Source organism: Nocardia miyunensis NBRC 108239 (assembly GCF_001613065.1).
Classification (GTDB): Bacteria; Actinomycetota; Actinomycetes; order Mycobacteriales; family Mycobacteriaceae; genus Nocardia; species Nocardia miyunensis.
In genome coordinates this window covers 223,859-236,158 of sequence record NZ_BDBQ01000013.1, presented here as the reverse complement: position 1 = coordinate 236,158, position 12,300 = coordinate 223,859, and the positions used below count along the sequence as shown (strand labels likewise).

10 protein-coding genes are annotated in these 12,300 nt (G+C 64.8%); 2 read left to right on the top strand and 8 right to left on the bottom strand.

Features of this window, described 5'->3' with window-relative positions; translation table 11 throughout:
- Nucleotides 1-28 precede the first annotated feature (28 nt).
- Complete coding sequence (locus NM2_RS48810; protein WP_157120957.1) at nt 29-211, top strand: hypothetical protein; 183 nt, start codon at nt 29-31, stop codon at nt 209-211.
- A gap of 129 nt (nt 212-340) precedes the next feature.
- On the opposite strand, the gene NM2_RS07725 is transcribed toward NM2_RS48810, so the two are convergent.
- On the bottom strand, nt 341-1,750 hold the full coding sequence (locus NM2_RS07725; protein ID WP_157120956.1) for an AbiJ-related protein: 1,410 nt from the start codon (nt 1,748-1,750) through the stop codon (nt 341-343).
- A gap of 122 nt (nt 1,751-1,872) precedes the next feature.
- Between NM2_RS07725 and NM2_RS48805 the strand changes: the two genes are divergently transcribed.
- The gene (locus NM2_RS48805; RefSeq protein ID WP_157120955.1) at nt 1,873-2,010 is read left to right on the top strand and encodes a hypothetical protein; all 138 of its coding nucleotides are present in this window, start codon (nt 1,873-1,875) and stop codon (nt 2,008-2,010) included.
- Between the two features lie 181 nt (nt 2,011-2,191).
- Here NM2_RS48805 and NM2_RS07720 read toward each other — a convergent pair whose 3' ends face one another.
- From NM2_RS07720 to NM2_RS07690, 7 genes are all read right to left on the bottom strand, one after another.
- Nucleotides 2,192-2,425, bottom strand: a complete 234-nt coding sequence (locus NM2_RS07720; RefSeq protein ID WP_157120954.1) for a hypothetical protein — start codon at nt 2,423-2,425, stop codon at nt 2,192-2,194.
- Between the two features lie 671 nt (nt 2,426-3,096).
- Entirely contained in the window at nt 3,097-6,093 is a 2,997-nt protein-coding gene (locus tag NM2_RS07715; protein WP_067665935.1) for an AAA family ATPase, read from the bottom strand.
- Complete coding sequence (locus tag NM2_RS07710) at nt 6,093-7,349, bottom strand: metallophosphoesterase family protein (RefSeq protein ID WP_067665932.1); 1,257 nt, start codon at nt 7,347-7,349, stop codon at nt 6,093-6,095. The genes NM2_RS07715 and NM2_RS07710 overlap by 1 nt, the downstream gene beginning before the upstream one ends.
- A gap of 75 nt (nt 7,350-7,424) precedes the next feature.
- Nucleotides 7,425-8,738, bottom strand: coding sequence for an AAA domain-containing protein (locus NM2_RS07705; RefSeq protein WP_067666171.1), 1,314 nt, complete (start codon nt 8,736-8,738; stop codon nt 7,425-7,427).
- On the bottom strand, nt 8,738-10,216 hold the full coding sequence (locus NM2_RS07700) for a hypothetical protein (RefSeq protein ID WP_067665928.1): 1,479 nt from the start codon (nt 10,214-10,216) through the stop codon (nt 8,738-8,740). The genes NM2_RS07705 and NM2_RS07700 overlap by 1 nt, the downstream gene beginning before the upstream one ends.
- A complete protein-coding gene (locus tag NM2_RS07695; protein ID WP_067666174.1) occupies nt 10,213-11,343 on the bottom strand; it encodes a hypothetical protein in 1,131 nt (376 codons plus the stop codon). Before NM2_RS07695 ends, NM2_RS07700 begins: the two co-directional genes overlap by 4 nt.
- Before the next feature lie 61 nt (nt 11,344-11,404).
- The gene (locus NM2_RS07690; RefSeq protein ID WP_067665925.1) at nt 11,405-12,202 is read right to left on the bottom strand and encodes a hypothetical protein; all 798 of its coding nucleotides are present in this window, start codon (nt 12,200-12,202) and stop codon (nt 11,405-11,407) included.
- Nucleotides 12,203-12,300: the final 98 nt, after the last annotated feature.

The following is a 12,300-nucleotide window of genomic DNA, read 5'->3' as shown; positions in this document are numbered from 1 at the left end:
TGACGGTTTCCCCTGCGGTGACCAGCTGGTGAACCAGGCGCTGGCCGACACCGTTGCAGCCCTCGATTGCCCCCACGCGCTCTGGGAATCGTCGTGCGGTGGTAGGCACTTCACCGCATCCGGCGGTGACGGCGCCGCAACGACCGATCGCGAGAATCTGCACGTCAGGGTCGATGATTTCGATGGTGTCCGGGCGTTTACCCAATGTTGACCGGTACCGGTGTCTTTCCAGATCGACGGACAGGTAGCCGACGTTCGTGTAGTTGTTGGAGATATAGGATCCGCCCCGGGTCGGCAAAGGTCGGGCGGGTAATAGGGCCCTTGAGGTGCCGGTGCGGTCTCAGGTGGCGATGCCGTGCTTGGCGAACATCCTTCGGAAGAACTGGGTGAGCATCGGGGTTGGGCCGCTGTGGTCGGGGAGTTCCGCGCCGCCGAATCGGTAAACGGTGTAGCCGCGCAGTTGGAGGTCGCGGTCGAGTGCGGTGTTGCGCGCATAACGGCTCGGCGAGGGCTTGCCGGCCGTGTCGGTGTAGTGGGTTACGCCGTCGACCTCAAGGACTATGCGGTGATGGTTAGGGGCCAGCAGCAGGAAGTCCATCCGCTGTCCGAGCAGCGCCCCCGCACCGCGCTCGCGAACGGTCTTGTGGTCCCAGTGCAGCCACACTTCAGGGAGAAGCGCTGGCAGAGAAGGGATCTGCTCACGGTAGATGTCATGATACAGCTCGAACAGGCGCCGTTGTGGTGGCGAGCCATCCGGCACAGCGTATTTCAGCCGGTTGAACAGGGTTTTCTTGGCAGCATCGTCATCGAGCTCCGGATGGTGGCGTTGCCACCAAGCTTGCAGGTCCTGCCATCGCAGTCCGGCTGGGCCGATCGGGTCGTCGTAGACGAGCGAACCGCGCGCGTCGACGATCTCGATCTCGCTGTCGACGGTGTCGCTGACTCGCAGGTCGGGTTTGTGTTCTGAGCCGAAGATGACCGTCTTCGGCCGTGTTTTCGGCACGCTGGTCGAGACGATCCGGAATTCGGGGTAGCCGTTGTCGTCATCGGTTTCTCGCAGCTCCAGGCCGGCCTCGCGCAGGACCGGAGTCATTGCCGCGACGATGCGCTGCTGATTGGTCTCCTCGATGACAACCCGATGCGAGACAAGTTCTTCGATGAACCCCAGGAATCGGCGGTCGACGGCCTCGAATGCGCCCAGCTTGTCAAACAGTTGCGCAGTCGACCAGTCTCGATTGCGGAAAACATGTTGGTGGATGTCCTTGCGGAGCCGGTCCGCGCCGCTGCCGGGGCCGAATATCTGGGCGAACGTTGAGGTATCGCTGCTATTGAAGATTCCTTCGAAAGGGGATGGTGTGCCCAGAACCCACCAGCGGTCGAGCATGGCTTCGAAGCGGTCGATATCGACGACAAGAGCGTCGATATCGAGGGCGGAGGCCAGCGTACGGCGTGTGCGTTCTCGAATCTTCGGCTCCTGACCGGCCCACAGAAGATCCTGAATCTCGTTGCGCACCATAGCATCCAGTGCCCCAGTGGCCACGAACGACTCGGCGATCCGCCGCAACTCCTCGGCCGGTGCTGCAGCCAGTACCGACTCGACTCGCTGAGCCTTCGACTGTCGGTGATCAGTTTCGGACCAGTGCTCTGAGAGACCGAGAGTCGCGAATCTCTTGGTGATGTCCTCGTGCGTGCCCGTGTTCAGCAGCGTGTACAGCGGACCCCGCAGGACTGTCACATCAACTTGGGGCATTCTCGCATTCTGGCAGAACGGTCCGACACCCCGACGGCTACCGAAGCTTGCGCCGCATCTACTTCAGGAGCTTCAACCGTTCTGGCCTCTGCTGTCGGTGTTGAGCGATAGACCCTTTCGCTATGGACGAGCCCGGAACCGCTGCAAAGGCATCGGAGAAGACGTTCGCCAGAATGCGCGAAGATGTTCCAGAAGAAGAACGCCCCTACGAGGAGCACGTGGCCGAACAGTGGCTTCGGGCGCAGGAACCGGCACTCTGAGTGACGCTTTCATTGCCGAGGGGCGCAAGGAACTGCCAGTAGAGGGTGACTACGGCCACTGGTGCCACGGGCAATGGGTTCGGTGGGAGAGGCCAGGTGCGAGTGGGCTGACCGGTTGGCGCAGGCGGGTTGGCTCCGCACCTGCGAGTCGCTCCGCACTGTGTATTGTCTTCGGCCGGATTTAGTTATGGAGAGCGCAGAGCCGATCCAAGTCGTAGTCATCGACGGCTTGATGCGTGGGTGAGCGCTGCGGCAATGTGGTCGTCCGGCGGCGGTGAGCGACGCCGCGGACCATGCTGGAGGAGATGCCGGTCGCGCCGCATTCGGTGACCAGGCGATCGAAAAAGCTTCTGATGGTTCCCCGCGCTCCTGCGGGATACGCCGGATCGGTGAGCATTTCGTCGATAACCGGCATGTACGGGTTCCAGGTGTGAGGGCCGCAGCGGGTATTGCTTTGTTCATAGCCGCCAGAGCACTCGCCCGCGTGTGACTCACAATCGGCCCTCGCCCGGGGACTAATATGGTTCCACCCCAGGCTATTTCGATGATCCCTAGCTCGACTCGCCGCGGTTTCCGGACTGAAAGTGCTCAGGAGATCGCGTCTACGCAGGCCATGCTGCGGCTCCCAGGCGGTCGAGCGGGAGCCAAAGTCGGCACGGCCAGCCGCAGCTACCACAATGTGTTCTGGGCCTTGAGGCCGACGGTCCCGCGGCGTTTACCTCGGGCTGGTTTCGTCAGGGTCAATTCTTCAGGTGAGAAGCACAGCGTGTCCTTCGATCCGGTGGGCCGGACCCTTAGAAAGTCAGGGTCGACGCGATCGTCAACCCCAATCACCTTGCCCGAATAGCCTTCTCGCATACCGACTGCATGTGCGGTGAACCACACTATCGGCGGTCGACCATCGGTGATATTCGCCGAGATCTGCCGAATATCACTGTCGGACAGGGGCTCTGGACTGGTTCGCGCGGATAACATCGTGCACTCCGTGAGGATCGACGGCCGAATGAATTTCATCATGCCGCACGGCGCCGACAAACCCACCAATGCGACGGGTTCGTCTGGGGATCGCTGCTATCGGATGTGTGTTCACTGTGTAGGCCCGGAGCGGCCGATGATCATGTGTTCGCGTTCTTGTCCTGTTGCCCAGTGGGTGTGGCTGCTGTCGTCGATCTTGTCGACGATGAGGATGTTGTCGAAGTATTCAGCGACATCCTCCATGTGGGTGATCACGGCAACCAGGCGGCCGGCGTCGGCTTGTTGAGTGAGGGCGTCCATGGCTTCGTCCAGGGTGCGGGGGTCCAGTGTGCCGAATCCTTCGTCGAGGAACAAGGATTCGATTCGCCCGCCTCCGCTGGAGGTGAGTTCGATCAGAGCGAGAGCGAGCGCGAGGCTGGCCAGGAATGTCTCGCCGCCCGAGAGGGTCTTGGCTGAGCGTGGTTGTGCGGTTACACAGTCGAAGATCTTGAAGTCGTGGTGGAAGGCGAATCGTTCTTTGGTCATCTCGAGCAGAATCTTGGTTGCCCGCCCCAGTAGGACACCTTGTCGGCGTTTGAGTACCGCGTTCATGAATCTTCCGTCGGACAGCAACGAGTGCAGTTCGCCGAGTACAGCGAGTTGCGGAGTGAGGAGGTCGATGCGCTGATCGATCTCGTCTGCCCGTGGCTTGTCGGCTCGTGCTTTGTCCTGTTCGGCGATGGCCATCCGTCTGCGTGCCCGCGCGTCGTCGAGTTGATCGTCGAGGTCCTGCGCGCTGGATACCTGCGCGCTGTCCAGGATGCTGGTCATCGCAGTGTGTGCGTCGTGAGCGGTTTGGTCACGAACTGTCGCCGCCGCGTAGCAGTTGCGAACTATCGCCTCGGCCGCGGCGATGACCTGGTCCGCCCATTGCGCATCGGTGGTGAGCGATGTGGGCTCCGGACGTGGCGGGATGAGGACGGCGGTGGTCAGCGGTGTGCTGGATGCGGCGCGGTCGGCGAGTACACGGATTTCCCCGGCGATCCGTTCAGCTGGTGTGAAGACCTCGGCACCGAGGCGGTCATTCACCTCATCGAGTGCTGCCCGGTGTTTTTTTGCTTGTGCCTGAATGTTTTTCAATTCCACGGTGAACTGATCGAGTTCGTGTTTGCGGCGTTGGACCTGCTCGATCGCGTCACCGATCGTGTCCTGCCCCATCGGGCCACTGGTGCGGTATCGAGCGGGTGTGGCGTTGTAGATGTCCAGCGCTGCAGTTTTCCGGCGTTCCAGTGCTGCAACCGATTTGGTCAGCACATTGTGTCGGGCCTCGACCGCCTCGTGGAGGCCTGCGATCTCGGTCTCGTCCTTGATGGTGTCCGCACGGGCTTTCTCCGCAGCGTCACCGGCGTCTTTGTGGGCAGCCTTGGCTGTATTGTGGGCCAGGCGAGGTGCGCCGAGCAGGGCTTCGTCGGGGTATTCGAGATCGACGGAACCGACTGCGGCGGTGAGGGATTCGACCGCGGTGATGTAGTCGACACCGGCGTGGGCGCGGGCTTCGGTAGCTACGGCGAGCGTCGATTCGGCGGCGGCATGGTTCCGTTCGGCAGCCTGAAGTTTGTCTGCGGTGGCGCTTTCGCGTCGTGTCGCACTGCTCTGGAGGCGTTTTGCCGCGGCGATGTCGGGAGAGTGCGGGGGTTCGAAGTCGGTGGGCAATGGCCGGGTACACACCGAGCACGGGTCACCGGCGTCGAGGCCCTCGGCGGCATGAGCGGCGGCGTCGGCACGATGGGCGTCCGTTAGTGCGGTTGTGGCGGTCTCGGCCTGCGAACGTGCCTGTGCTGCGGCGTGTTTCGCCTCAGCGAGCGCTGTTGTCGCTTCCTGGAGAACTCCTCGCGCAGTGGTCTGTGCGACGGTGGTGGTCTCGATGTCGCCTGCGGTGCGCCGAACCTCCCGCAGGAGCGACTGGTACTTCTCCAGGGTCTGGGCGGCGGCCTCGACCTCGGATTCGAGACTGGCCGCGTAGGTGCGTGCTTGTTCGGCACGCTCGAGCAGTCCGGCGTGCTCGCCGCGGCGGTGTTCGAGGTGAGCGCGGTCGGTGGCGATGCTGGTGTGTTGGTCGGCGAGGTCGTGTTGTTCTTCCTCGATGTCCGGGAGCTGGCGTTGCACCGATCCCAGATCTTTCAGAAGTGCCACCGTGGCCTCGACGCCGGTGCCGTCGTCGTCGGCACGGGCCAGGGTTTCGGTGATGCGTTCGGACTGGGTGCTGGTCTCGCGCAGCGATGCTCGGGCCGTGGAGAGTTCGGTGGTGAGTGCGGCGTGCTGGTCGAGCAGTTGCTGGTATCGGGCGGCGAAATCCTGCCTTATGCGTTGTTCGAGTTCGTGCGCGGTCGTGCGGAGCACGGCAGCGGCTTGCGTGGCCTCGGTGTGGGTGTTGCTGGCCTCGGTGTGCGTTTTCTTGATCGAGGTCAGTTCGGTGATCTGGCCGTCGAGCGCGGTCAGTTCCCGTGTGGTGGTGGCGATGACTGCGTCGGGGTCGGGAGTGAGCGGAGCGCGTTGCCGCTCGAGCTGGAGCAGATGCGGCTCGAGGCGGTGTTGTGTGGCGGACGCTTGTTTGCGGACCTCGGAGATCTGCTCGAGTCCCAGGACGGCTCTGAGGATCGGGGGGCGTTCGGAGTCTCCGGCGTGCAGCAGCTCCTGGAATTTGCCTTGGGGGAGGATGACCGCCTTGAGGAATGCTTTGTAGTTCAGGCCCACGAGCTGTTCGATCTTGGCTTTGATCTCGGTGCTGGAGTCCAGGGGTTCGACTCGGTCGTCGTCCAGGCAGCGTAGTTCGTGGTTGGCGGGCCGTCGGCGGGAGGTGGTGCGGGTCACCTGCCATGTTTTGCCTTTGGCCACGAAGGTCAGGATTGCGGTGGCAGTGCCGTCGCCGTCGTCGGCGATCAGTGGTTTGGCCGATCCTTCGGGCCAGGTGGGAAGCCCGTAGAGGGCGAAGCAGATGCCTTCCAAAATCGAGGATTTCCCCGCGCCGGTGGCTCCGATGATCGCCATCAGGCCGATGTCGCTGAAGTCGATGTGCTGGGATTCTCGGTAGGAGCGCAGGCCTTTGATCGTCAGTGTGAGCGGTCGCATCAGAGGTTCTCCTCGGTCGGCAGACTCGGGTTCGCGCTGAGCGGTTGAGTCAGGGTGTGTTCCTCGGGCATCAGGAAGGGGCGTTCTTCTTCCAGGCAGGACCAGATGTCGGCGAATACCCGGCTGACCGCGTCGGCGGTAACGGTTTTGCTGCCGTGAGCGGACAGGTAGTCGTCGAACAATGCGGGCATGCTGGGTTCGGTGCCTGCGGTCTCAGGGTCGGGGCTGAGGATGGGCAGCTTTTGCCCGGGACAGTCGGTGATTACCTCGAGCACGGTCGCGTCCGGGATGATGGTCCGCACCTGCTCGGACAGTGTGAGGTCGGGGGCGTCGGTGCGGATGGTGATGTGGCACAGGTCCCGTCCGATGAGTGTGGCTTGCGAGCGCAGTTCGTCGAGGGTGCCGTGGAAGCGACGTAGTTGCCGGCCGCCGGACAGCTCCCGCAGGGTGATCTGGGCCGGGCGGCCGGGTTCGGCGTCGACCAGGACCACGCTCTTGGTTTCGCCGAGTTCGCCGAAGTCGAGCTGGATGGGTGATCCGGCGTAGCAACCGGTGACCTTGCCCGGCAGCGGTTGTGGTTTGTGGATATGCCCGAATGCGGCGTAGGACACCTCGGGAATGTGCGCGGTGTCGGTGGCGTAGTAGTCCGCGATGTGTGCCTTGCGTTCGCTGCGGGCCAGGTTGGAGCCGTTGAGGTGCAGGTGAGCGGCGAACATCGCGATCTCCCGGTGAGGGTCGAAATCACGAAAGAGTTCGTCGGCGAGCTCGCGTTCCATCGCACCGATGCGTTCCGTGTATGCGGATTGCCACCGGTCGGGATCTGCGAGCATGTCCAGGTGCCGGTTGGCGTGCACGAACGGCAGCACCGCCAGGCGCAGCACCGTGTCGTCTGGGCCAGGAAAACGTAGTACGCCACCGTTTTTCGGGTCTCGGGGGCTGTCGATGTAGTGAATGCGGCTGTGTGGTCCGGCCGCGGTGGCGAACAGCCGGAAAAGGTACGCCGAATCGTGGTTGCCGCGCAACACCACCACGGGAGCGACGGTTTCGAGTTCCTGCAGGACCAGCAGGGCTCTTTCCTGGTCCGGGTAGGACGGGCGGGCGTGGTCGAACAGATCGCCGGAATGCACGATCAGGTCCGGCTTGTCGGTACGAGCGATGGCAATGATTTCTTGCAGGACTGTGTCGTGGTCTTGTGCGCGGGGCTCTTTGTACAGGATGCGACCGAGGTGCCAGTCGGAGGTATGCAGAACTCTCATCAGGTCTCTTCCAGGAATGGTCGACGGGGCTTACCCGCCGTCGGGAGCGATCGAACTGTCTGCGAATCGTGCGGGTCAGGCGCTGCGAACGCGGTGGGCGTGCAGGTGGGTGAGCATGGCCTGGTTGGCCTCCCATCCGTCCGGGAACTTGGCCGGCACGCCGATGTGCAGCGGTTCACCGGGCGGGTGGGCGTCCAGAAGTTGTTGAATCCCTGCGCGGGCGACCACAATGCACGCATGCCGGTGCCGGGAGGTCAGCACGCATAGTCGCCCGGACTCGAGATGGAACGCGGTGGCGTCCCGGCGCCCCGACAGCGGATGCAGCACCAGGACAATGTCGTATTCGCTGCCTTGGAGCCGATTGGCGGTATCGACCCGGATCCGGTCGACGCCGCGCGCGTGCAAGGCCTGCCCGATGGCGGCGACCTGGTTGCGGTGGGCCGCGCCGATGGCGATGCGCTCCTGAGTGACCACGACACCGTCCGGGTCGCGTTCGGACCGGGCCATCGCGCCACGCTCGAGCAGGCGCACGGCGATGTCGGTGATCGCCTGCACGGCTTGGGGGTCGGTGCGCATCGTATGCCGGGCAGGCAACTCGTGCAGGGCCCATCCGGTGCGCGCGGCCACTTCGAGGGTGTCATCGATCGGACCGCCGAATCCACGGGTCCGGTAGGTCAGCTGCCGCTGTTGGGCGGTGGTGGCGGCGCGGAACCCGGTGAACGGGTAGAACGCTGCGGAGACCGGGGGCGCCGCGGTGGCCGACAGCCGCCAGGACACCGGCAGCTGGTGCGGGCGAATGTCAGGGTTGTTAGCCAGCAGCGCTGCCACAGCGCTCTGCATCGGATCCCACGCCAGCCCGGTCCACCGGTTGATGTCGATCGTGGAAAATGGGTCGAGCTGCCCCGGGTCCCCGACCAGCAAAGCCCGGTCGAAGCGCGGCGCGACACGCAGCAACATATCCGAGCGCATCTGGTAGGCCTCATCGACGATCGCCCATGGCCAAGGCCCCTGGTTGATGTGGACCCATTTGGCTGCGGTGCCGAGCACGATCGCCGCCTCACCGAGGTCCGGGACCTTGTCGGCCACAATCACATTCGGATGACCGACGCGGGCGCTGGGGACGTAGTCACCCCCGCGCAGGCGGCCGATGCGCGTGGCCGGGGCTTCGCGGGCCATGCGGTCGACCAGGTCGTCGACCTGGTCGTTGGTCTGCGCGACGACCATGACCGGCTCGCCTGCGCGAGCAATCTGTGTGGCCGCGCGCACGACCAGCGTCGACTTGCCCGCTCCGGGTGGGGAATCGACCACGACACCACGACCGGCGCCGCCGGTGAAATCGTCCAGGACCCCCGAGATCACCGACTCGACGACGGTCGCGTCCTCGCTCATCACGACCACTCCTCATCGGCATCTTCCATCGACCAGGCGGGAGGTTCGGTGGAGCCGCCATGTGTCCACGGGGTGTCCTGGCGCGCAGGGAAACTGCCCTGCGGCTGGTAGGCGGCGCTCAAGGTGCTGTAGCACACCCGCTGCCCGACGACGGGCACGCTGCCCTCGGGGGCGATGGAGGCTCGACCCATCCCGCCTGCGAGCTCGAGCGTGACCTGCACACCCTCCGGCACGTCGTCGACGGAGATGATGGTCGCTTTCTGTTGTGGGCGTGCGGGATCGGTGAGCGGTCCGTCACCGGGGGCGAACCGGACCGGATCACGGGTGACCACGGTGGCCAGCGGTCGCAGCACCGCGTGCCGGCCTGTTCCGATGCGCCGATCGGCCGTGATCGAGGCGAGGGTGCCCGCGAACGCCTCGCCGATCAGCCGGAACTCGGCCATCACGAGGGGGTCGTCGAATGCGCGCTGCGCATCGTATTCGGCTCGGCAGCGTTCGAGCTGGTTGAGACGAATCGCTGCGGCTACCGCGCTGTCACGCTTGGGCTGGGGCCGCCCTCCTTCGGCCACATAGGTGTTGAACGCGCCGAACGCATCGACGTCGCGCGCCCAGCGTTGCGGGACATGCGCTGCGGGCCGCAGCTGGCGGAGCTGATCGATCGCCCGCCACATCAACTGCCAGGTCGGGTCGAGCTGGCTGCGCAACGCCGATTCGATACGCGCCACCGCCCGCCGCCGAGCCCGCTCCCCGGTGGCGCGATCGTACTCGGCGATGCACGGCGCCAACACTTCCCGGTCGAACCCCGGGTCCGTGCTCGGCCCGGCCGGGGGCCACAACAACGGATCCTCGGCCTCGAGCGCACCGTGGGCTGCGGTGGAATCCGACGGCGGGGCGATCCATGCCAGCAAGGCCGCCAGATTCTGGTCCTCCACCGCGCTCTGCCCGCTGGCCCAGTGCTGCCCGAGGACATCGGTCGCGGCCAGCAAGAGACAGGCCCCTGCGTGTTCGGCCTGCTCGGTGAAGAACGTCAGCCACATCCCCGAGCGCGGCACAGCACCGCTGACCGCGTGCGGACCGGTGGTGGACCGAAAGCGGGTGGAGCGGCCCAGCAATCGCAGAAACTCGATCCCTCCACGGTTGGGCACCCACAACTGCGGCGCGCCGTCCATGTGCGAGCCCATGCCTCCCGGGCCCGTGCCGATGGAAGCGCCGAGATACCGGTGCAGCGTCTTCGCGAAGCTGCCAGCGAATTCCAGGCGCAGATCACGAGCCCGAGGCTGAGGAACAACCCACAGGCGCGGGGATTCCCGCTCGGTACCGGCCATGAGCGCCAATGGGGCGTTCGCCTCCCCCGCCATGGTCAGCGGTACACACACCATAGGTTCTCGGGCGATGTGCACATGCCGTGCGGTGGTGATCGGTTGTGCGCGACCCCGATCGAACGCCCTCGCCCGCGCCAACGCGGTCAACGTGCTCATGCCACACCGCCCAGGCACTCCTCGCGCAGTGTCTGCGCCAGCTGCAGCAGCTCGGCAGCCTCCCGCTCGTGGTCGCCGGGATCGCGATCACCGACCGCCAACTCCAGTGCTGCAGAGATTGTTTCGATACCGCCGAGATCCTCGCGAACCGAGCGCCCCAGCGCGGCAGTGGATCCGCGGGCCTGGGTCCGGCACAAGAAGCTCATCTCACAGGTGGCAAGACACTCCGGCGCGTACCGCGGCTCGAGCCGATTCACCGCCTCGAGCAGCTCACTGACCGGTCGCCGCGCCACTCCCGCCGCGTCGATCCGCAGGTCCAGGGTCAGCCCTGGCGGCAGCGCAGAGATCAGTGAGCCGATCTGCTCGATCCGGGCGAGCTGGCGGCGCAGGACCAACAACTGTTTGCGCACGTCCACGCGCGCCGCAGTGGGGCGGTTCGAGAAATCCTGCGGGCACACCACGAACACCTCATCGGACACCCGCCCCGGATCGGCGCCGAGTTCGGCCAGCAACTGCCGCAACGCCAGCACATACACCGCCGACTGCGTCGCGGCCGCGGACACCTTGCCCGGATCAGCGCGACCGTCGATGATAGGGAACGATTTGATCTCCACCACATGGAACAGGGTGTTGTGTAGTTGGAACGCAACAAGATCCGGCTCCAAGTAGACCTGATGTCCCGCGATCGTCATCTGCAGCACCGGATGATCGAACAACGTCCCCGAATCGTCCCCGGCGCGCACAGCCTGCGCGAGCACCTGACGCGAACGAAGACACCGCGCCTGCAAGGTTTCCCGGCCCGCGACGCTGTTGAGGTCGGTGTAGGACGCCTCGCGCACGGGCAGGCCGAGGCGATCGCGCAGCAGAGCCAGCACCTCCGCGCACCCGTGGGCCTTGACGAAGGTCTCGAACGCGATGCCACGGGCGATGGCGAATTCGGACATACCGAATCGCGGCGGGTACCCCAGGTGTTGGGCCAGGGCATGTTTGTCGATCGCGGCCGCGTCCAGCACCGCGCGCCGCGCGCACCCAGGATTGCCGGTCAACGCGGCGATGGCGCGCGCGTTGAACTTCTCCGGCGCGACCGGGCCGCGAATGACATCCAGACGAAAGTCGGTGTCGTTCAAGTGATCTTCCTTCACAACGGAAGCAAGCAAGGGATAGGGGAAAGTATGACCGGGTCGCCGGTCAGTCTGGAGCTGTAACGCGCGTAACAACCTTCAGAGCCGAGCCGAACAATTGCTCGGCGTCGTCGAGTTGTCGGCGCGCCCGCAACGCGGTCGACTCTCGCTCAGCGTCGTCGGCGTCCCGGTGGATCGCCAACTCCGCCCGCGCAGCATCCGCAACGGTGGCTGCGTCCATCACGTCGAAGGACGCAGCCGCATCAGGAATGCTGGTCGCAAACCGCCACAGCAGCCGCAACACCGGCAGCGTGGGGACAGGCATCCGCGTGATCCGTTCTGCCACCGCAATTCCCGCGGTCAGGAAATCCACGCGCGGACTCAGCGGCCCGATGACCCGGCGACTCATCGCCCAGGTCGACACCGCCACAAGACCACGAGCGGCGACCAGCCGATCGGCAGTCAACGCGCTGCACAGGTAGAAGGGCCGCGCATGCGGTGAAGAACGAAACGACCGTTCCTCGTCCCGCCGCAGACTAGCCAGCTGAGCCCCGGTCAGTTCTCCAGCGAAAAACGCATCCTGCACTGCCACAATCATTTTCGGAGCCGACGGCACACTCAGCAGTGTCAGCGCTTGATGGACCTGATCACGCACAGGCAGCATCGTTCCCGGTTGCTCACATGGGCCGGACTCAGCCTTGGGCATGTCCACAGCGTCCAACGCCTCGTAGTACGCGCTGTCCGCGCGACGTAGCTCGGCCCTCAACTCACGAAGGCGCAGGGGATCACCCGCACGCACCACTCGCTGCACCTCGGTCCGCAGATCGTCGATGCGCCGCTGAAGCTCCTCCAAGGACTCGGCCACACCACGCACCGTACCCCAAAGCTCCAATGACTTCCAAACTATTCCAATCTTTTTTGCTGTACGCGTCGTGAGGTAGCCCGTTCACATCGAACCGACCA